At 47.7% G+C, this 20,168-nt stretch carries 19 protein-coding genes; 8 read left to right on the top strand and 11 right to left on the bottom strand.

The genetic code is table 11. The features are described 5' to 3' along the window. Positions 1–72: 72 nt before the first annotated feature. The gene (locus L4D06_RS23440; RefSeq protein WP_429741764.1) at positions 73–579 is read left to right on the top strand and encodes a DUF2938 domain-containing protein; all 507 of its coding nucleotides are present in this window, start codon (positions 73–75) and stop codon (positions 577–579) included. Between the two features lie 407 nt (positions 580–986). Further along, positions 987–1,445, top strand: coding sequence for a RidA family protein (locus L4D06_RS23435; protein WP_429741762.1), 459 nt, complete (start codon positions 987–989; stop codon positions 1,443–1,445). Between the two features lie 150 nt (positions 1,446–1,595). On the opposite strand, the gene L4D06_RS23430 is transcribed toward L4D06_RS23435, so the two are convergent. Further along, positions 1,596–1,799 (bottom strand): hypothetical protein, encoded by a 204-nt coding sequence (locus L4D06_RS23430; protein WP_429741760.1) that lies wholly within the window; start codon positions 1,797–1,799, stop codon positions 1,596–1,598. Between the two features lie 160 nt (positions 1,800–1,959). Here L4D06_RS23430 and L4D06_RS23425 point away from each other — a divergent pair, with 160 nt between their 5' ends. Continuing rightward, positions 1,960–2,832, top strand: a complete 873-nt coding sequence (locus L4D06_RS23425) for a helix-turn-helix transcriptional regulator (RefSeq protein WP_429741758.1) — start codon at positions 1,960–1,962, stop codon at positions 2,830–2,832. A gap of 47 nt (positions 2,833–2,879) precedes the next feature. Here L4D06_RS23425 and L4D06_RS23420 read toward each other — a convergent pair whose 3' ends face one another. From L4D06_RS23420 to L4D06_RS23375, 10 genes are all read right to left on the bottom strand, one after another. Continuing rightward, on the bottom strand, positions 2,880–3,179 hold the full coding sequence (locus L4D06_RS23420; RefSeq protein WP_017010630.1) for a type II toxin-antitoxin system RelE/ParE family toxin: 300 nt from the start codon (positions 3,177–3,179) through the stop codon (positions 2,880–2,882). After that, positions 3,167–3,424, bottom strand: coding sequence for a type II toxin-antitoxin system Phd/YefM family antitoxin (locus L4D06_RS23415; protein WP_017014828.1), 258 nt, complete (start codon positions 3,422–3,424; stop codon positions 3,167–3,169). The genes L4D06_RS23420 and L4D06_RS23415 overlap by 13 nt, the downstream gene beginning before the upstream one ends. Positions 3,425–3,648: 224 nt before the next feature. Continuing rightward, positions 3,649–5,847, bottom strand: a complete 2,199-nt coding sequence (locus tag L4D06_RS23410; RefSeq protein WP_429741755.1) for an eCIS core domain-containing protein — start codon at positions 5,845–5,847, stop codon at positions 3,649–3,651. Between the two features lie 799 nt (positions 5,848–6,646). Beyond that, positions 6,647–8,095, bottom strand: a complete 1,449-nt coding sequence (gene gnd / locus L4D06_RS23405) for a decarboxylating NADP(+)-dependent phosphogluconate dehydrogenase (protein WP_274166254.1) — start codon at positions 8,093–8,095, stop codon at positions 6,647–6,649. 14 nt (positions 8,096–8,109) lie between these two features. Beyond that, positions 8,110–8,850 (bottom strand): 6-phosphogluconolactonase, encoded by a 741-nt coding sequence (gene pgl / locus L4D06_RS23400; protein WP_429741753.1) that lies wholly within the window; start codon positions 8,848–8,850, stop codon positions 8,110–8,112. Continuing rightward, the gene (zwf, locus tag L4D06_RS23395; protein ID WP_429741751.1) at positions 8,847–10,346 is read right to left on the bottom strand and encodes a glucose-6-phosphate dehydrogenase; all 1,500 of its coding nucleotides are present in this window, start codon (positions 10,344–10,346) and stop codon (positions 8,847–8,849) included. The genes pgl and zwf overlap by 4 nt, the downstream gene beginning before the upstream one ends. 631 nt (positions 10,347–10,977) lie before the next feature. Next, on the bottom strand, positions 10,978–12,030 hold the full coding sequence (locus L4D06_RS23390; RefSeq protein ID WP_274166250.1) for a TRAP transporter substrate-binding protein: 1,053 nt from the start codon (positions 12,028–12,030) through the stop codon (positions 10,978–10,980). A 124-nt stretch (positions 12,031–12,154) separates the two neighbouring features. Then, positions 12,155–13,429 (bottom strand): TRAP transporter large permease, encoded by a 1,275-nt coding sequence (locus tag L4D06_RS23385; protein WP_274166249.1) that lies wholly within the window; start codon positions 13,427–13,429, stop codon positions 12,155–12,157. Continuing rightward, the gene (locus tag L4D06_RS23380; protein ID WP_429741748.1) at positions 13,426–13,959 is read right to left on the bottom strand and encodes a TRAP transporter small permease; all 534 of its coding nucleotides are present in this window, start codon (positions 13,957–13,959) and stop codon (positions 13,426–13,428) included. The genes L4D06_RS23385 and L4D06_RS23380 overlap by 4 nt, the downstream gene beginning before the upstream one ends. A gap of 457 nt (positions 13,960–14,416) precedes the next feature. Further along, positions 14,417–15,682: an alanine racemase gene (locus L4D06_RS23375; RefSeq protein WP_429741746.1), complete on the bottom strand. Its 1,266-nt coding sequence runs from the start codon at positions 15,680–15,682 to the stop codon at positions 14,417–14,419. A 168-nt stretch (positions 15,683–15,850) separates the two neighbouring features. On the opposite strand from L4D06_RS23375, the gene L4D06_RS23370 reads away from it, so the two are divergent. From L4D06_RS23370 to L4D06_RS23350, 5 genes are all read left to right on the top strand, one after another. After that, positions 15,851–16,714 carry a MurR/RpiR family transcriptional regulator gene (locus L4D06_RS23370; protein ID WP_429741744.1) on the top strand — a complete coding sequence of 288 codons (864 nt, stop codon included), beginning with the start codon at positions 15,851–15,853 and terminating at the stop codon, positions 16,712–16,714. Between the two features lie 29 nt (positions 16,715–16,743). Then, the gene (locus L4D06_RS23365; protein WP_429741742.1) at positions 16,744–18,183 is read left to right on the top strand and encodes an N-acyl-D-amino-acid deacylase family protein; all 1,440 of its coding nucleotides are present in this window, start codon (positions 16,744–16,746) and stop codon (positions 18,181–18,183) included. A 64-nt stretch (positions 18,184–18,247) separates the two neighbouring features. Continuing rightward, a complete protein-coding gene (locus L4D06_RS23360) occupies positions 18,248–18,640 on the top strand; it encodes a RidA family protein (RefSeq protein WP_274166244.1) in 393 nt (130 codons plus the stop codon). A 42-nt stretch (positions 18,641–18,682) separates the two neighbouring features. Continuing rightward, complete coding sequence (locus L4D06_RS23355; protein ID WP_429741740.1) at positions 18,683–19,618, top strand: sugar kinase; 936 nt, start codon at positions 18,683–18,685, stop codon at positions 19,616–19,618. Position 19,619: 1 nt separating this feature from the next. After that, on the top strand, positions 19,620–20,168 hold a 549-nt coding region (locus L4D06_RS23350; protein WP_429741738.1), incomplete at its 3' end, for a bifunctional 4-hydroxy-2-oxoglutarate aldolase/2-dehydro-3-deoxy-phosphogluconate aldolase.

The following is a 20,168-nucleotide window of genomic DNA, read 5'->3' as shown; positions in this document are numbered from 1 at the left end:
ATCGGGCAACAAGTCTAATAAATCTTGCTTATATTGATAGGCCATATAAATAGGAGTTGGAAACTCAACATCATGACTGAAGAACTATCATCCTCAAATTTTATTATTATCTCTATAACTATCGGCTTTGGCGCGACACTAATCATGGATTTATACGCGTTATTTCAAAAACGCTTTTTCGGGATCACCTCCCTAAACTATGCCCTAGTTGGTCGCTGGATTTTACATATGCCAAAAGGTATTTTACTACACAAAAACATACTACTTACTGAGCCTATCACGATGGAATCAACTGTCGGCTGGCTAGCGCATTATGCTACAGGTATAATTTTCACAGCAATAATGATCCTATTGAATGGTAATACTTGGTTGATTGACCCCACCATTACTCCTTCGATTATTTTCGGTTTATCGACCGTTATCTTTCCTTACATGATTATGCAACCTAGCTTTGGGTTCGGTTTTGCTGCAGCAAAAATGCCACAGCCCAATGTAGCGCGTATTAGAAGTTTAATCGCTCATGCAATATTTGGTTTAGGCCTATATTTATCGGCTTCAATAAGAACCTTAATTATTTAGCACGAAAACTGAAATAATACCGAGTACGTTGACTAGCTCTATGCTGTTAAAAAAAGACCTATTAGTATCATGCCCGTCACGGTTTATATCAGCCTCTTTTTTTGGGAGAAGAAAGCTGAGATCAAGGTATTGGCACCCTTGAAGGCATTCACTTGGTTCCCTGCTGAGAAGCCTTTGTGATGGAGCAATAAAAAGCGGATAGGGTGTTAAGGGCAGCCGCGTTGGGCGAGGGCTGCCTTACGTTGATTGTCTATCAATTCCTTTTGTCTTGCATCCAAACCCGCCCTCATTTCGTCTCATTCCTAGCTACCTCATCCATTGCCCTGAGCGGTAGCTGTCATTCTGGCGTCGGTTTTTACCCGCTTAATCCGCGACGCGCATCGATAGTCAAATGTAAGGAAACCAACATGCGAAACATCTTCATCTTTCTCACCGTCAGTTTTAGCATTCTCATTGTTCAACCTATATTTGCAAAACAGAGTAAAGGTATCGAGTTTCTGAACTCCGGTACCGTTCTTCCTACGCATCTTCCTTTTTCCGAGGCTGTCAGAGTGGATAAAACCCTCTACCTGTCCGGTCAGATCGGCATTTTACCCGGCACACTCACCTTAGCGCCGGGCGGAATAGAAGCGGAATCAAAGCAGACGATGGAAAACATCAAAACGTCGCTCAGCGCTAACGGCTATGCCATGAGCGATCTAGTGAAATGTACCGTCTTACTCGCAGACATGTCCGAATGGCAGACGTTCAACGGCATCTACAAAACGTATTTTTCTGAACGATACCCAGCGCGAAGTGCCATCGGCGCCAATGGGTTAGCACTGGGGGCAAAAGTGGAAGTGGAATGTATCGCAGCGGTTGATTGATAAGGCGAGCGTTATCACGTGACCGTCACGGTAATTTGCTAGGTGTCGCGCCCCAACGCAAAAGGTACAACACCTAGCATCGCGCCAGTCAACTCGCCCATCGGGTCGCTATTAAAGAACTGATACTCCGAACTATCCCCATTGGTGTGATTAGCTCTCGTCGAATCGGATGCGTTGATTTTGACTATACGCGTCTTGTTTTTCTTGTTGGTGCAACGCACTTTTCAATTCACAGTCGTTGTTAAAACCGACACTTCGCCAACCCAGCCCATACTCTTTCCCATAAATGCCCGTCAAATCTAACAGCCAATATTGTTTATTATTTTCAATCAGTTCAAGGATATTCTTAACCATAATCTTCATCTCGTTTTCGTGGGAATGACAACAATATAGCGAGGTAAAAAAGGCAGATTGGTACGATGAAGGCAGGTACTAATACTTTTGCCGCAACTTAGTTTTTCGGATGTGAAAGACTGCTAAAATCGGCATGCAGCAATAAGGCCGAGTGAAAACCGTGAGACAAAAGAAAACCGCATTAGAAAAGCCACCAAGACGCAAAGGCTTTTCATGGCGCTATAGAAAAATTGAGCAAGAACAAAAACCCACACTCTGGCATTGCCATGAAGAGTACGAACTGGCTCTGCATCGGAATTTTGTGGGAACGGCTGCGGTATCGCACCATGAATCTTCCGTCGGTCACAACCATCTTATGCTGATAGGGCCCAACCTGCCCCACGCCGTGACATCAAAAGATATTGAAGGACAACAATGTGAAACCCACGTGGTTTGGTTTCGCGAATCGTGGATTAAACAGTTGATGGCTAGCTGTGAGGAACTGAGAAACCTCACCCCATTGCTTGAGCGCTCCAAGCTCTGCATTGAATTCTCGGAACGAACGGCAGAAGACGTCTTTCAGCTTTTAGATAATTGCCCCAACACCAGCCCAATCGACCAGTTAGCGACTTTTCTTCAAGTGCTTTCGGTATTGGCGCAAGACAGCCAAAGTAAAACGCTGCTGCCGACCGCGTTGGGTCAAACCAAAATCGATGATGCAGAACGCGCCAAGATAGAGAAAATCTGTGATTACTTAGCACGTAATATGGCAAAACCCATCACTCTCGCCGATCTCGGCAGGGCCTTTCACGCCAGCGATAGCAGTATTCAACGCCTCTTTACCGATCACTTTGGTGAGAGCTTTTCATCGTATTTGAAAAAGCTTCGTCTAGGGCATGCGTGCAGTGAATTGCAAATGACGACCAAGCCCATCGGGTTAATCGCTGAAAGCGTTGGGTACAGAAACCTATCGAATTTTAATCGCCAATTTAAGCAGTACAAGCAACTGACCCCGAGAGAATATCGGGGTCAGTTTAAGAGGGGAGTGTCATAGCCACAGAAAACAGAGGTTGAAAGCATTGCTCAAGGTCTGAGCCCGCATTACTTACTTAAAAGAAACTTCCGCAGTTCACGCTCTTCGCGCATGACATACAAGATAAATACAGTATCAGCTTCTTGTTTATAGAATACTCGGCAGGGGCTGACGACCACTTCGCGATAATTCAAATGTGGCAGTTCAGGGGGGACTCGACCCGATTCAGGGAAAGTTTCTAGCCGTTCTACTTTGTCAAAGACTGACTGAACAACTAGTTTTGCAGCAGGAAGGTTGTCGAGCGCGATGTATTCAGCAATATCGTTAAGATCGGAAAGCGCTGAATCAGTCCAGACTACTTGAGCCATTTTGACATTTTATTCTTGGCTTCCGAATGTGCGGTTACTTTTCCTTCAGTAACGGCTCTTTCGCCACGTGCGATACCTTCCAGTAGCGCAAGGCGATTCTGCATGAACTCGTAATCTTCAACATCCACGAGATAGGCAGATGGTTTACCGTGCTCAGTGATGAGCACTGGCTCTTTGCTTTCGTGCAGATCAGACAATATTTTGGTCGCTTGGCGTTTCAACGACGTTACCAGTTCTACTTTCATCTGTGTTATCTCAAAGACATACTCAAAGTGATACTATTCTATCACTTTGAGTATGGCAAGGTTGTGGGCATTTTTGAATGCCTGTCCCCGCTATACTTACTTTCCTGCCTAAAACCTAGGGGAGAGGTGTTATTTGGGCACACTGGTAGAAAGACAAATGATGTGGTTTTCTGCCATTTTAAAGGTGTGTGTCCCGTTAGTTCGCCTGGATTGAAGTCATTTCCTTACGGCCTGCGGCTAATAGCAATTCTCACGCGTATCCGCTGCCCTAACGATTTCATTGACCTAAGCTTCGGCTGGATACGAGCATCAATGGTTACCATCTCCGAACTATCACTAACGCTCCGACAAATGGTCTCGATAGCAACGACATCCGCATCGGCAATCCAACCTTCCAGCAACCTCGAGATCATTCTTACTTTTTCGGCGACCGGGAGTGACCCTAGCTCTGTTGAAGTATGACTGCTGACAAAACTACGAATATCGCTGTCTGAAGTCGCAGCATGAGCATCGATCAATAGCTGGCTGCCCGATGTACTTGAGGAAAGCGCGGGCACTGCAACATTGGTGAAATAACGCCGGCTGTCTACAAAAGACTGGTAGGTAAAAGCCTGCAAGGTGGCAGTCATAATGTGATTAGGAAACCACGAGGTACCGAAGTTCTTGGTCGTTGTGGTGCCCTCCCAACGATTCTCAAACACGCTGGAGTCCACATCCTCCGCCAGATAGTCAGCCGCGCCAATCAAGCCTCGAACAACAAGACCCGGCGGTGCTTGGGGAGTGCCGGACTGGGATATGGACTGAGGTGAAATCAGATCCTTTGCAGAACTCGCACCGCTTGCGAAATACTCCGTTCGGAGGTTCCGGCGAGTTGCAGCAGGCACCCGGGTGTCAGCACTCAGTTCGTTGATGGCATGAAGGAATTGCGCATGTGAATATTCGAGGCACGTAGCGGTTTTGTAGTCGGTGGCTGAACTGAACAGATTCCATGGTTTTGCATCGGTCGGCAGGCGAAAATTGCGCGAGTTGATATTGGCTAATAAGCGGCTGATGATCAGTGTGGCATTTGGTCCTGAGAAACGTATGATGCGAATAACGCTAGGATCATCCGCCTCAAGATAGAAATCGGTTAGCCGCACATTGCGATTACCGAACCCTACCATATCGTGAATTAAACCGTTGCCGATGTAGATACCGCCATGAGTCACGGGCTCGTTAATAATTGCGCCCAGGCTGGCACTGCCCATCCTGAACACGATATCTCCGGGCACAAATCCACGTTCGCTAGCAACCGTTGTATCCAGCGTACCGCCCGTCACGGTACCGCTGCTCATTTCTGTTCTTTCAGAACTCGAATAGCGAGCGGCCATGTGAATCCGCCCTGTATTCTCATGCAACACCGCATGGGACAACTCGTGGGCCAACAACCTAAGTCCACGACTTGTTGCTGGTGCATACTCTCCTGATGCAAAGCCAATATGGTGACCGACGGTAAAAGCATATGCGTTGAGCGCATGAGCGGTGCGATCCGCAGACTCATCAGTGTGAATCCGAACATGATCAAGGGGTATACCAAGGCGAGTCGAGAAGAAACGGTTATCATGATCACTAAGGGGGGTTCCAGATCCTTTATCCGCCCAAATAGCAGGGGTGGTGACGAGCGGGGGCTCAACAATGGGGCCGGCATATGAAATCGGCTCACCAAGAACACGTTCAGCCAATGCATCAGCGTCCCGCTCAAATTCACCTCCCACAGGAGCAGTGGCATTGCCACGCCCCCATCGGCTAAAGTCAGCTCCAAGCCGTGGTTCCATGAAGGAACGCACTGAATTCAGCAATGGGTTGCTACCTCTTTTACTCAGGGGTTCAACACCTTCCCCGACCTCAACGCTACCATCCAACGAATCTGTTGATTTATCGCGATGAGGCTCTTCTTTATCTTCGTCAATATTTCTCCCCACATCGCGCTGCACGAATGGTGTTATAGGAGCAGCAAAACGTTTGGTTTGTCGCATATCCTCTTGTTCTTTTTCCCGAGGAAATAGGTGGCTTCGCTGCAGGGAATTGTTTGCAGAAACATCCGGCATATTGATGGCTAATATTGCAACTTCATCGGTTTCCTGCTCATGCTCATCCCTCTGCATTTTGATTGCCAATTTTGACTGTCTCTCTCTTGCTGCAGTAGGAAAAATAGGAGTACCGCTAAAATCATGCCCAAAGTGAGGTGAGTTTTTACCAGACAATATGTTGTTCTCAGTATTGCGTTGGAGAAACTGCTGTACTGGTTGATAACCAATCGTCCGCGGGAAGTGAAGGAAAGAATTAGCCTCGTGACTGCGACCAAAGTGTGGCCGAGCAGCTAACGCCGTCGTTGGGGACGTTGCCTGCTGATTTGCCTTTGGTTTTTCAGCGAAAGTACGCATTGTTAATCTTCCTATCAAAAGGCCTAACTTCGCAATAACGGGCGCTTACCAGCCCCGTAAAAACTGCGTCAATCCTTTGCATTCACAGTACTTTTTAAGCTGCCACAGTGACACAACGTCTCGCAGACATTCGCCGGCAGGTTAAGGGAGAAATCGATGCGGCGAAAACAAAGGAATTACGGAAAAGATGAGAGAGGCTAGCTTGCCCATCTAATCCTAAATACAGATTAAATAAACAGTAAAGATTAGACATTTGCTATGAATAGGGAATCCATCTGGATAGCCTGTTCAGGCTTCTACATGACGGAGGGGGGAACGGGGTAACACAGTAAGGACTTGCGTCAAACTATGACGATGTTTCTACTCATCTCCGCACATCCACGTTGACTATAGGCAATCAATGACATTTTGTGTGCCTCATAATTTGGACACCGGATACCTTTCCAGCGTTTAACATCCAGCGAAACAGACAACAACAATCAAGAGGACTAACTCTTTGTTTTGGGAGAGTTTTGTTTTTTGGTTTTATTTAGGACAGGCAACTTAAATAGTCAAAGCACTCATTGCCATTTAGACTTCTCCCAAACGCGCTCCTCAAAAAATATATCCCCCAACCTTATCCCCAATTTCTGTGCATAACTCCCACGTAATCGATGGCTTCAATGGCTTAGGGATTGCAAGTAATTGTGTGACTTTCGTTCAACTTTCATCTGTAAATCTCACGCACAAAAAAGGGCAGGATTGTCATCCTGCCCTTTTCAATTTTCGCCTTGCTTAAAAGGCGATTTGCACGCGGTGCTTACACGTCGTAGGTGGTAGACGAGATGTTGCCGCCTGTACCAGTCCAGTTCGTGTGGAAGAACTCGCCACGTGCTTTGTCAGTGCGCTCGTAAGTGTGCGCGCCGAAGTAGTCACGTTGTGCCTGAATCATGTTCGCTGGAAGGCGAGCGGTGGTGTAACCGTTCAGGAAGGTCAGTGCAGACGACATACATGGCATTGGTAGGCCGCTTTCGAACGACTTAGCCACCACTTTACGCCATGCTGGCAGGCTGCCTTGTAGGATATCTTTGAAGTACGCATCTGTGCCAAGGAATGGCAGTTCTGGGTTTGCTTCAAACGCATCACGGATGTTGCCAAGGAATGCGCTACGGATGATACAACCGCCACGCCACATGAGCGCCACGTTGCCGTAGTTCAGTTCCCAGTTGTTCGCTTCAGACGCTTCGCGGATCAGCATGAAGCCTTGCGCGTAAGAGATGATTTTTGATGCAAGCAACGCTTGGCGTAGGGCATCTAGCCACTCTGACTTGTCGCCTTCAACCGGCTGAATTGGGTTGTCGAACAGCGCCGCTGCTTCAACACGTTGGTCTTTCAGTGAAGACAATACGCGTGCGAATACTGACTCGGTGATCAGGGTCAATGGAATGCCCAGGTCAAGCGCGTTGATGCCTGTCCATTTGCCAGTGCCTTTTTGGCCCGCTGCATCCATGATTTTCTCAACCAATGGCTCACCGTCTTCGTCGCGGTAACCAAGGATGTCTGCGGTGATCTCAACCAAGTAGCTGTCTAGCTCGGTTTTGTTCCACGCTGCGAAGGTCGCTTGCATTTCATCATGCGACATACCTAGGCCTTCTTTCATGAAGTGGTAGGCTTCGCTGATCAGCTGCATGTCGCCGTATTCAATACCGTTGTGAACCATTTTCACGAAGTGGCCTGCGCCTTCACGACCAACCCAATCACAACATGCTTCGCCGTCGTCAGTTTTCGCTGCAATCGCTTGGAAGATTGGCTTCACGAACGGCCATGCTTCTGGGCTGCCGCCAGGCATGATTGAAGGCCCGAAACGTGCGCCTTCTTCACCACCAGACACGCCAGTACCCACAAAGTGGATGCCTTTTTCGCGTAGTTCTGCCACGCGGCGGTTGGTGTCAGGGTAGTTGGTGTTACCACCATCAATGATGATGTCGCCTTCGTCTAGAAGCGGCACTAGGGCGTTGATGAACTGATCAACCACGTCGCCTGCGCGAACCATCAACATCACTTTACGTGGCGTTTCTAGCTTGCTCACCATGTCTTCTAGTGAAGTGGCACCTACAATGTTGGTGCCTTTCGCTGGGCCTTCAAGGAACTCGTCCACTTTCGCGACAGTACGGTTAAAGGCAACGACTTTGAAGCCGTGGTCGTTCATGTTTAGGATCAGGTTTTGACCCATTACGGCTAATCCGATTACGGCAATATCAGCTTTCATTTATCCATTTCTCCTTAGGCCAGCTCTTTCGCTGCGTCTGAATCTAAATACCACTCGGTGGTGCCCGCTGTTGAGCGAACCTGCGCTGCAGGGTAAGCCTCTGCCGCTGGCGCGTTGTCGGCAATTTCTTTCAATACCGATGCTTTGCTTGCGCCCAATACCAAGTAGGTGATGCGTTTTGCGTTTTCTAACAGATGCGCGGTTTTCGACACACGGAGCTGATGGCTCTCTGGGTGTGATGCAATGGTCGCGATTTCTGTGGTTTTGTAATCTGTTTTTCCCGGGAACAACGAGGCGGTGTGCCCGTCTGTGCCCATGCCCAGCATGATCCAATCAAAAGCAGGCACGCCTTCTTGGTCCACTGCGCCTTCTGCATTCGGAATGGTTTCTAGCATTTCTTCCGTAAAGCGGATCACTTCGGCTGCTGCAAAATCTTCACCACGAATACGGTGAATGTTTTCGGCTGGGATTTGAATGAGGTCAAACAATAGGCCTTTGGCTTGGCCGTAGTTGCTTYGCTCATCTTCTGGCGCGACGCATCGTTCGTCGCCCCACCAGAAGTGCAGGTTTTGCCACTGAATACGAGTCGCGTAATCAGAGTTCGCCAAGTAGCTGAAAAGCTGTGATGGCGTGCTGCCGCCAGACAGAGAAATGTGCACAGGGCGAGCCATTTCGCTGTATTCCAGCAGGCTATTTGCTAACGCTTCAACGACCTGTTGGCTGTCGTCAAACACGCGGTAATTCATATTACTCATAGTTCGCAATAATCCGTGCTTGCTAGGTTCTTACAAGGGAAGCGCCATGAACGATCTTCTTCATCAAGCAGTTCGTCGGCTTCTTTCGGCCCCCATGTACCTGCGGCGTAGCCGTATAGGTGCTCCGGGTTTTCCTTGTATTCCAAAATGGGTTGTACGAATTCCCAACATGCTCTTACTGCATCTGTACGGGCAAACAATGTGGCATCGCCTTTCATTGAATCGAGCAACAAGCGCTCGTAAGCCGTTAGCATTTGCGTTTCTTCAAGCGTGTCGTAATGGAAATCCATCGAAACTTCTTTGGCTTTAAAGCCTGCGCCTGGTTCTTTCAAACCAAAGCTCATTTGAATGCCTTCGTCAGGTTGAATACGAATGATCAACTTGTTCTCTGGGGCATTCGCGCCAAACACTGGGTGCGGCGTTTTCTGGAAGTGAATCACCACTTCTGTCACGCGAGTTGGCAAACGCTTACCTGTGCGCACATAGAACGGCACGCCGTTCCAACGCCAGTTGTCGATAAACATTTTCAAACCAACATACGTTTCTGTGCGCGAATCATCCGCAACACCATTTTCTTGGCGATAGCCTTTCAGGTGAGCGCCGCGCACATCCGACTCGGTGTATTGTCCCAGTACGAGATTCTTCTGCAACTTTTCTTCGGTCAGTGGTTGAAGGCTATTTAGCACTTTCACCACTTCGTTACGCATAGAATCTGCGTTAATAACCGCTGGCGGTTCCATACCCACCATCGCCAAAACTTGCAGCAAGTGGTTTTGGAACATGTCACGCACTGCGCCCGCGCCATCGTAATATCCACCACGCTCTTCTACGCCGAGGAATTCTGCCGCAGTGATTTCAACGTAATCGATGAAGTTACGGTTCCAAAGTGGTTCGAACATACCGTTAGCAAAACGGAAAACCAGGAGGTTTTGAACGGTTTCTTTACCAAGGTAGTGGTCAATACGGTAGATTTGGTGTTCTTTGAAGGATTTGTGAAGACTCTTGTCGAGTTCTTCAGCAGTAGCAAGGTCGTAACCGAAAGGCTTTTCAACAATCAGGCGTTTCCAGCCATTGTTTTCCGTGTTCAAGCCATGCGCCGCAAGGCTTGTTGGGATCACACTGTATAGACTTGGCGGAGTTGCCAAATAGAACGTGGTGTTGCCACCCGTTTCATAAACTTGCTCAATGTCTTCTAATCGCGTTTTTAGCTTCGCATAATCTTCAACGTTAGATGTGTCGATTGCCTGATAATGCACGCGTTGAAGGAAATCTGTCAGCATTTGCTGGTCGACTTTTTCATTGGCTGTCAGCGAATCTTTGAGTTTTGCTTGGAATTCCGCATCCGTAAATTGCGTGCGACTCACCCCGATAATGGCAAACTTTTCTGACAACAGTCCATTGGCAAAAAGATGATAAAAAGCGGGAATCAACTTGCGATGGGTCAAATCACCCGACGCCCCAAAGATGACGATACAATTATTTTCTGGTTTGACCATAATGCTATCCCACTTGCCCCAAAACCCTCAGAGCAAGTCATTCATTTTTTTAGTGATAAAACTATAAACACTAAGAAGAAAAGTGATAGTCGTTTTTACCTATCAAAATAATAGGTAAACCCTGTTCTACATACGTTATGTGAGCCATTGAAGCTCGTATGCACAACAATTGAACGTTATTTGCCGCCATGACTTTCACGTAGGGCGACAGAATAATGATAGACGCAGCAAGAAACAAACCGATCTCGCCTTTTCTGCGCAAAAATAATGAAAGCTAAAAGCGTGTCGCAGGGTTAAGTCATTGCTAAGTCGGATAATGAGTACATAAGGAGAACGAAATGAAACGCTGATGACATAACCCATTGATTCGCGCAGGCACGGACCGCTCATTTTATGCACAGTTTCTGTGGGTAAGTGTCGCGCAATCGATCGCTTCAATGACTTGTAGATTGCAAGTTTTCTCGGCACTTTTTCGCGTTCATATTCAATTAAAACGATGGAAGAGTCTCTCGCATCTTCCCTGTTAAATAGCAAAAAGCCCCAACACCAATTGGGGCTTTGCATCTGTCAATTCAAACCAAATCAAATGTACGATTGGTCAATCAACGGGAGCGTATGCGCCTTACTGCAATTACTGCAAATAAGTCGATTGGTTCGCTTTATCTACTTCCACAAGGAACAAGTTAAGTAACTCTTCGCCCTTCGCGCCGTGTGTTTCTTTGATGTAGGCTTTTACGGCTGGCTGAGTTGCTTCACGCATGGATTGACGCTGTTCGTCCGTCAGTGCATTAATTTTCATTTTCTTGCTCAAACCAGCAATACCACGATCATCAGAAGCTTCTATTAAGCGAGATAGACCGCGGTTAGCACTTAGGGCGATCTCAACAGCGTCTGCAACAATCTTCTTCTCATTGTCAGTCAAGCTGTCGTAAAAGTCTTTGTTGACCATGAAAGTGTACGGGGCAAACAAGTGGTTGGTTAGCGTTAGGTATTGTTGCACTTCATTAAACTTCGCAAATGATACGGTTGGCACTGGGTTCATCTGACCATCGATCACGCCAGTTTGTAGCGATGAATACACCTCGCCCCAAGACAAGGGATAGGCTTCCGCCCCCAGAGACTGAATGATTTTTTGGTGTGTTGGCAATGTCATTGTGCGAATGCGCAGGCCTTTAAAATCTTCCAGTTCTTTAATTGGACGCTTAGAGTTTGTCACTGAAAAGAAACCGCCTGTATCCGGGAAACCTAGCACTTTCACGTCTTTCATTTCCGCTTCAATATCACCCGCTAGCGTTTGACCAAATTTGCCGTCCAACACTTCATAGGTCGATGCGTTGTTGTCGAAGGCAAAAGGCACATCAAGCACACCAATACGAGGGTAATAACCCGCTAAAGGGCCGACCGGAGACAGCGTGCCCTGAAGTTGGCCATCTCGTACCATTTGGATATGTTCTTTGGCATTACCCAATTGATTGCTCGGGAAAACCTGTACGGTAATCTCCCCATTCGTCGCTGTTTCGACAATGTTCTTAAATACACCCGTGAACGCATGAGCAGGGTTTTCCATCATATCTGCTTTGTTATCGTGACCAATGCGTAACACCTTGGTTGCCATTGCGAAAGGAGCGGTGACTAGACTGGCAGCTAGTGCAGTAGCAACAAGTGTTTTAGTTAGTGTTTTCATATTGACTCCGTGACTATGAAATTTGATTGTCATCTATCAGGTATTTCCGTTACTCAATGTCTACTTATGTGTTTTGGTTCATGCGCAGTGCGCTTATATTTCTGTGTTGCATAGCCAACATGTCTTAGTACCCAAGCCATCTTGGGATAAACAAGACAATATCGGGTAGAAAAGCAATGCCGAAAAGAAGCACCAATTGGCCGATGAGAAACGGCATCAACTCTTTAGATATCCCTTCTATTTTGGCGCCAGTGACGGACGAAAGAACGAACAGACAGGCGCCAATCGGTGGGGTCATCAGGGAGATATTCAACGCCAGAATAAATACGATGCCCGCATGGAGTGGATCCATGCCAATTTCTGCTGTAAGCGGAATCAAAATGGGTGCCAAAATTACCAGCATCACATTGATATCCATGATCATTCCTACTGTCAGTAAAAGAACAATAATCAAGGCGAGAATCACATCAGGATTGTCAGACAGTGAAATGAACATGTCTGCGATCATCTGTGGGATTTGATTGAAGCTCAGCCACCAGCCGAGAATGGATGCTGACCCAATGATGAGGTAAATCACCGCGGATATTTGCGATGTACGAATGATCATTTGGTACAGCGCTTTGAACGTAAGGTTGCGGTAAATAAAAGTACCAACAATCAACGCATAAGCGACAGCAATGGACGCCGCTTCCGTTGGCGTAACAATGCCGAATACGATGCCGCCGAGAATAATAATCGGCATCAGCAATGCCAACAGAGAGTTCTTAAAGTGATCGAGCACGACAGCGAGTGATGCTTGCTTATTGATTTTAGGCAGATTTTTTCGCTTACCCATCGCCCCAATGATGGCCATACAAACAAAACACACCAACAAGCCCGGCAGAATACCCGTGGCAAATAAACCGCCTATCGAGACACCCATGAGCGAACCATAAACCACCATCAAACCCGAAGGTGGAATAGTCGGGCCAATGATCGAGCCGGCAGCGGTCACTGCACAGGCGTAATCTTTGCTATAACCTTGTTTAACCATTGCAGGCACTAATGTGCGACCAAATGCTGCGGCGTCAGCCGTCGCCGATCCCGTAATGCCGGAAAAGAACACCGATGCCACCATGTTTGAATGAGCGAGCCCGCCCCGGAAGTGCCCCACCAAAGCCTCTGAAAGGTTCACCAAACGATTCGTAATGCCAGTGTGATTCATAATTTCACCCGCAAGAATGAAAAATGGCATCGCTAGGAATGGGAAAATATTTAGCCCGTTAAAAATTTTACTCGGTGCCAGTGAGGCAAAGTGAGCTCCACCAATTTCATGCATACCGACAAGCCCCGCGACACCCAGCGCAACTGCGATAGGCGCTCCCAGCAACATTAGCCCGGCGAACAATAAACCAATCATGAGCGATTTCCTTGCAAGTGGTCGGAACCATCGGACAGATGTAATTTGAGTGCGTACCAGTCCTCAAGCCATACAAGAAATGCTTGAATACCCGCTAAAGCAAAGGTTACTGGGATCACGGCATAGGCATAGGACATTGGCATAGCAAAGACAGTGGAAAGTTGATGCATACCTTTTTCCGTAAAGGCATAGCCGAGATAGGCAATGTAGAAGAAGAAAGCGCACGTTAACGCGCCAACACAAAGCTTAATGACTTTCTGAACCATGTCAGGGAAACGCGCGGTGACAAATTCGAGCCCCATATGCTCGCGACCCGCAGTGCAACAAGGCACGGCCATTAAGATGGCCCATATCATTAGATAACGCGCCATTTCCTCTACCCACACCAGTTGAAGCTTTAGAACATAGCGATCTAATACACCAACCCATACGTCCAATATCAGCAGCGTGGTTAAGATAGCGACACACATCTGATTGGCTTTATTAAGCCGATTCTTCGTTGTCGTAATGATGTTGTTGGGTAATGTCATAAACCTTCAGTCCTTCCTTCTGACTGCTCTCCCCTCAAAGAGATTAACCATGTATTTACAATGGCCTTACAGTTGATTTTTTCACCATAGCAATTTACGTTGCCAGCAAATACGACGGAGCTCACAAAACCAGTAATGCGTGATACTTTCAAACATATTTGACTAATTAAAAACATAAAACATTGATTAAATTACAAATTAATTAATTTCGGGAAAAGTGATGTTGAAAAATCATGTTTGAAAATAACATTCCCGCCAGTGATGAAAAACAGCGAGTTACCCGTACTGAATACAAAATTTGGCAGAAAGTAACCTAATTATTCGGTCGTTTTTTTTGAAGGGAATTTGAACTTGCTCACCGCGAACACAAAAAAAGCCGGCGATGCCAGCTTGATAGATATTGTAACGAATGAGGTGGTTTTAGCTAAGGTGATGCACTAATCAACATCGCTGTCGACTAAAAGCACGTAGGCATCCAATTAACCACGCAATCTTGCTCATCAACAACACCGATAAAGCGCCATTTATCGAACGTTAGGCAAGGATGAGACGTAGACATCACCACAATATCCCCCACGTTCAATCCACCATTAGGCGCTTCCACGAACATGTGTTGATCCATCACTTTGGTGGCAGTCATTACAGGTAACGGCTGGTCTACCCCTTCACGAATCAAGCGTTCAATCGTCGGTAAGCCCGCATCAAAGGCGACATCTCGCTTACCAATACCAACAATCACCTTACCGTCTTCGGGCACAGAAACCACGTGCGCCCATACCTCTAACGACGACACAAGATCGCCGCTAATATCGCAAGCAACACCTTGGCTCGCACTCGCACGCGCTTGAACCTGATTTTGCGCACTCTCATAAATACCCGTGTCATGAATCGCATAGCAGCCAGGGCGAATTACACCCGTTATCCCATTTAGCGCGTTGAACTCTTCAGCAACCACGTCATACCACGCAGAGCCTGCACCGGAAACGATAGCTTCTTTCAACGCATATTTGGACTTCAGTGCTTCAAGTAATGAAATCGCCAGCTGCAAGAATTGACGAATATCTTGCTCTGCATGCTCACCATTGATGACACCTTCATAAACTTCAATCCCTCTCAAAGAAAGATGGGGCGAGGCTTGAATTGCCTCGGCGATCGCATGAACATCCTCTGCATGTCGACAGCCACATCGTCCACCCTGCACACCTAACTCAATAAACAGTGGGACCGTCACCTGTTCTTGTTCAGCAATGGCCTGCCAGGAATGCACATTGCTCAAACTATCTACACAGGCGTACACCACCACGCCATATTGCTTGATAAGATCAGCGACCATCTGCATGTTCACATTGCCGACCACTTGGTTTGCAATAATGATGTTTGTCGCCCCCGCCATTACAGCAACTTCGGCTTGTGCTGGTGAAGCCACGGTCAGTCCCCAGGCTCCTTCTTCAAGTTGTTGTTTGAACAAATCAGGGGACATGGTGGTTTTGCCATGAGGGCAGAGTTTGACATGGTGATGATGGGCAAACGACTGCATCCATTGCAGGTTATTTTCAATCGCATTTTGTCTGACAACGGCGCAAGGCAAGCTCACCTGCTCGTCTTTTAGCGAATAACGCCCTTGCTTTTGGCGTCCAATAGGCACACCTTTTGTACCAAAAGGAAAGGTCTCCGCGTCCGCAGCCTGAAAATTACTATCACAAGTTTGCTTTTTATCGTCCATATCAAATTCTCCAAACATGACCTACAAGCCTGTGGAAACTGGCTTCATTGTGCGTTACAGTATTTCCCATGTTAGAAACTATCAAACATTACAGCGCCAAATGTGCGCTTTCTCACTTTTTTATTTTTGCAGTAAATCTAGTATTTACTCAACGAACAGGTGAACGTTATGGCCATTGAAATCGATATTATTTCTTGTATTTCAGAGCGTTTTAACGCGTTAAGAGATGCCGAAAAGAAAGTTGCCACGCTCATTATGGATGACTTATCGATGGCAGCGAATGCCAGCATTACACAACTGGCAAACAGCGCAGGAGTCAGTGAAGCCACAATCACTCGATTTGCTAAAGCCGTGGGATGTAAGAACGTCCGCGATTTAAAAATCAAACTGGCACAATCACTGGCTGTTGGTTCGCGTTTTATCGATGACCCTATCGACACGACAGGTGTTCAAGGGGTTTATGAGTCCATTAAACACACCATGGATATCAATCGAAAAATTCTTAAAGAAGAAGACGTTAAGCTTGCTGTTGAATGGTTACACGGTGCACGACAAATTATTTCTATTGGCATGGGCGGCGGCTCTACGATGGGCGCACAAGAATTCCAGCACCGTATTTTCCGATTAGGCTACCCCGTGGTCGCGTATAACGATGGCTTGTTAGTCAGAATGGTCGCCTCGACTGCCGATAAAAATGATGTGTTAGTGATGATGTCGACCACTGGCTTCACGCCGACCATTGTCGAGACTGCCGAGTTAGCGAAGCAATACGGCGTGAAGATTATTGCCATCACTGCCGAGGGTTCACCGCTTGCGAATATCAGCGATTTGGTTTTCCCTATCGTGACACAAGAAACTGATTTTATTTATAAACCATCTGCTTCACGTTACGCCATGCTTGCGTTAATTGATGTTCTTGCCATGGAATTGGCCGTGAGCCACAAACGCCGCTCAAGAGACCGTCTTCGCCGACTAAAACTCGCGCTAGATGCTCATCGCGGAGGCGTAGATAGACAGCCGCTAGGTGATTAGCGCGTATTTAGAAAGGAACAGAAACCAAGATGCAGCTTGATATCATCATTCGTCACGCAACCATTATTGATGGAACGAATGCGCCAGCATACTCAGCGGATGTGGGCATTGAAAACGACAAGATCGCCTTTATCGGCGACCTTTCTCGCGTGCAAGCTCCGACCGACATTGATGCGCAAAGCAAAGTGCTCGCACCCGGCTTTATCGATGTACACACCCATGACGATACTAACGTTATCCGGCTACCAGAATGCTTACCGAAAATCAGCCAAGGCATCACCACCACGATAGTGGGAAACTGTGGCATTAGTGCCTCCCCTGCCACGCTCACCGCAGCGCCGCCTGACCCAATGAACCTATTGGGTAAACAAACAGACTTTCAATATCCGACGTTTGCATCCTATGCCAAAGCCGTGACTAACGCCGAGCCTGCTGTCAATGTGGCTGCGCTCGTGGGACACACGACCCTACGTAACAACGTCATGGACAACCTATTTACCGCCGCAACCAGTGAACAAATTGCCCAAATGCGCCAATCACTGCGCGAAGCATTGGAACAAGGTGCTCTTGGTCTGAGCAGCGGACTCGCCTATGCCAGCGCAAAATCTTCACCAGAAGAAGAAGTGCAGCAACTCGCTATGGAGCTCTCCGAGTTTGGCGGCATCTATACCACCCATATGCGTACCGAGTTCGAAGGTATTTTAGATGCGATGGATGAAGCCTTTCGCGTCGGCCAAAAAGCCAAAGTGCCAGTGATCATCTCACACCTAAAATGTGCGGGAGCAGGTAACTGGGGCCGCACCCATGATGTACTGAAGAAAATGGACAATGCATCAGCACACCAAGACATTGCCTGCGATTGCTATCCCTACTCGGCTAGCTCTTCCACGCTCGACTTAAAACAAGTCACCGATGATATCGATATTTTCATCACGTGGAGTGATTCCTTGCCCGAACATGCGGGCAAACTGCTCAAACAAGTCGCTCAAGATATGGATCTGCCATTGATGGACGCCGCCCAAGCACTGCAACCCGCAGGCGCGGTATACCACTGTATGGATGAAGCCGATGTTGAGCGTGTCCTGAAATATAAGCTCACCATGATTGGCTCTGATGGCTTGCCCAACGACCCGCATCCACATCCGCGTTTATGGGGTGCTTTCCCTCGCGTGTTGGGCTACTACAGCCGAGAACGCAACATTTTCTCGCTTGAAACCGCGATTCACAAGATGACAGGGCTGTCTGCAGCACGCTTTCAATTAGCGGGGCGCGGTGAAATTAAAACAGGGAATTTCGCTGACTTGGTGCTCTTTGATAAAAACGAGATTTCCGACGTGGCTAGCTACGACCATCCCATCGCTGCGGCAAAAGGAATCGTGGCGGTCATCGTTAATGGCAATATTGCCTATACCGAAAAACAGGGCGTATTGAGCCGATCTGGGCGCTTTCTGGCTCGCAGTATTAAATAGACACTCAATAACCGCGCAATAAACGCCCCATAGCCTAATAACCAAACTATCTGGAGAAACAAACATGACTATTAAACGTTACGGTGTCGAAGGTGGCACAGGCACAGGTGGACAACACCTTCCGTTCGCACGAGCAACAGAAGCGGGCGGTTTCCTTTATGTGTCAGGCCAAACACCGATGACAGACGGCGAAGTGGTTGAAGGGGGCATTGTCGATCAGTCTCGTCTCGCTATCCAAAACTGTGTCGATATCATGGAAGAAGCTGGCTACACCCTTGCCGACGTCGTGCATGTAAAAGTGGTGCTAACGGACTCGCGTTATTTCCAATCATTCAACAAAGTCTTCAGAGAGTTCTTTGGCGAACACCCACCAGCACGTATCTGCATGGTGTGCGACCTTGTTGTTGATGTGAAAGTAGAAGTCGACGTGACTTGCTATCGCGCTGATCGCGTGTAATCCGCAAGAATCAATAAGCAGATGGGATCGGAGTCTAGCAAGATGAGCACATTGAACATTGCCTTTTTTGGCGAATGCATGGTCGAATTAAGCGGCAAGCCCCTGAACAAAACCTTCGGCGGCGACACACTCAATACGGCATTGTATCTTGCTCGATTGTTGTCCCATCACCCTATCAATATCCACTATGCGACGGGGCTTGGGGAGGAGGCTCTTAGCGATGATCTGCTCACTGCATGGCACAGTGAAGGCATTCATACCGATCTTGTCTCTCGTGTCCCCAACAAAAATCCGGGGCTGTACCTCGTCGAAACCGATGAACACGGCGAGCGTTCGTTCCATTACTGGCGCACTGACAGCGCAGCGACACATTATTTCGACGCGATTTCGCCGCTTGAACATGCCATAGAAAACCAAGACATTGATGCGCTCTACCTAAGCGGGATCAGCCTTGCGATTCTATCTGACGAAGCCAAAGCCCGTTTATTGTTGTGCGTTAAGCGGCTAAAGATACAAAACAAAACCGTTTTCTTTGATAACAATTTTCGCCCGCAACTTTGGTCAGCAACACGAGCGAGACAATGGTATCGCGATATATTGCGCCATACCGATGTCGCGTTAATTACTGAAGATGATGACATGCTGGTTTGGGGTGACACCAAGATCGTTGAACGGTGTAAATCCTTTGGTTGCGAGCAGCTTGTTATTAAGCGAGGCAGCGAACCTTGCGTGGTCATTTCCGATCTACAAACCGATGCCAAACATGTTGAAGTGTCAGCAACGCATGTGACAAACGTAGTCGACACTTGCGCGGCAGGAGACTCCTTTGCTGCGGGTTTTCTCGCGGGGTATCTCACTCAACAGTCCCCCACTGAATGCGCAGAACTTGGGCATGCACTCGCGGGTGTCGTGATTCAATTTCCGGGAGCGATTGTTCCCATCGCCCATACCGAACCTTTTCACCTTACAGGAGCCTAACATGTCACAAGATTTAGTCGCTAAACTCAACGAATTCAAAGTCATTCCCGTGATTCAACTTGATGATGCCGCACAGGCAGTACCGCTTGCCAAAGCGTTAGTTGAAAACGGCCTTCCTGTTGCAGAAGTCACCTTCAGAACAGAAGCTGCGGCAGAAGCGATTCGTTTGATGCGTGAGGCATATCCTGACATGTGCATTGGTGCTGGGACGGTGTTGAACGCCGAACAAGTCGACAAAGCCAAAGCGGCTGGCGCAGAGTTTATTGTGGCACCAGGGCTGAACCCAAACACGGTGAAGTACTGCCAACAAATCGGCATTCCGATGGTGCCGGGCGTTAACAGTCCAAGTCAAATCGAGCAAGGCTTAGAGCTCGGTTTAACCATGATGAAATTCTTCCCTGCAGAAGCCTCTGGCGGCATAGCGATGGTCAAATCGTTACTTGCCCCCTATGTCAACGTGACCCTGATGCCAACGGGTGGGATCAGCAAAGCGAACGTGTCTGATTATCTTGGGATCGATCGGGTGGTTTGTTGTGGCGGTACTTGGATG

Origin of the sequence: Enterovibrio makurazakiensis (assembly GCF_050336585.1) — a bacterium.
Classification (GTDB): domain Bacteria; phylum Pseudomonadota; class Gammaproteobacteria; order Enterobacterales; family Vibrionaceae; genus Enterovibrio; species Enterovibrio gelatinilyticus.
This window is presented reverse-complemented; position numbering and strand designations above follow the sequence as displayed.

Excerpts from the sequence above, each read along its gene's own strand:
- L4D06_RS23440 (WP_429741764.1), top strand. The coding sequence starts at position 73 with ATGACTGAAGAACTATCATCCTCAAATTTTATTATTATCTCTATAACT.
- L4D06_RS23435 (WP_429741762.1), top strand. The coding sequence starts at position 987 with ATGCGAAACATCTTCATCTTTCTCACCGTCAGTTTTAGCATTCTCATT.
- L4D06_RS23430 (WP_429741760.1), bottom strand. The coding sequence starts at position 1,799 with ATGGTTAAGAATATCCTTGAACTGATTGAAAATAATAAACAATATTGG.
- L4D06_RS23420 (WP_017010630.1), bottom strand. The coding sequence starts at position 3,179 with ATGGCTCAAGTAGTCTGGACTGATTCAGCGCTTTCCGATCTTAACGAT.
- L4D06_RS23415 (WP_017014828.1), bottom strand. The coding sequence starts at position 3,424 with ATGAAAGTAGAACTGGTAACGTCGTTGAAACGCCAAGCGACCAAAATA.
- L4D06_RS23410 (WP_429741755.1), bottom strand. The coding sequence starts at position 5,847 with ATGCGTACTTTCGCTGAAAAACCAAAGGCAAATCAGCAGGCAACGTCC.
- gnd (WP_274166254.1), bottom strand. The coding sequence starts at position 8,095 with ATGAAAGCTGATATTGCCGTAATCGGATTAGCCGTAATGGGTCAAAAC.
- zwf (WP_429741751.1), bottom strand. The coding sequence starts at position 10,346 with ATGGTCAAACCAGAAAATAATTGTATCGTCATCTTTGGGGCGTCGGGT.
- L4D06_RS23390 (WP_274166250.1), bottom strand. The coding sequence starts at position 12,030 with ATGAAAACACTAACTAAAACACTTGTTGCTACTGCACTAGCTGCCAGT.
- L4D06_RS23385 (WP_274166249.1), bottom strand. The coding sequence starts at position 13,429 with ATGATTGGTTTATTGTTCGCCGGGCTAATGTTGCTGGGAGCGCCTATC.
- L4D06_RS23380 (WP_429741748.1), bottom strand. The coding sequence starts at position 13,959 with ATGACATTACCCAACAACATCATTACGACAACGAAGAATCGGCTTAAT.
- L4D06_RS23375 (WP_429741746.1), bottom strand. The coding sequence starts at position 15,682 with ATGGACGATAAAAAGCAAACTTGTGATAGTAATTTTCAGGCTGCGGAC.
- L4D06_RS23370 (WP_429741744.1), top strand. The coding sequence starts at position 15,851 with ATGGCCATTGAAATCGATATTATTTCTTGTATTTCAGAGCGTTTTAAC.
- L4D06_RS23365 (WP_429741742.1), top strand. The coding sequence starts at position 16,744 with ATGCAGCTTGATATCATCATTCGTCACGCAACCATTATTGATGGAACG.
- L4D06_RS23360 (WP_274166244.1), top strand. The coding sequence starts at position 18,248 with ATGACTATTAAACGTTACGGTGTCGAAGGTGGCACAGGCACAGGTGGA.
- L4D06_RS23355 (WP_429741740.1), top strand. The coding sequence starts at position 18,683 with ATGAGCACATTGAACATTGCCTTTTTTGGCGAATGCATGGTCGAATTA.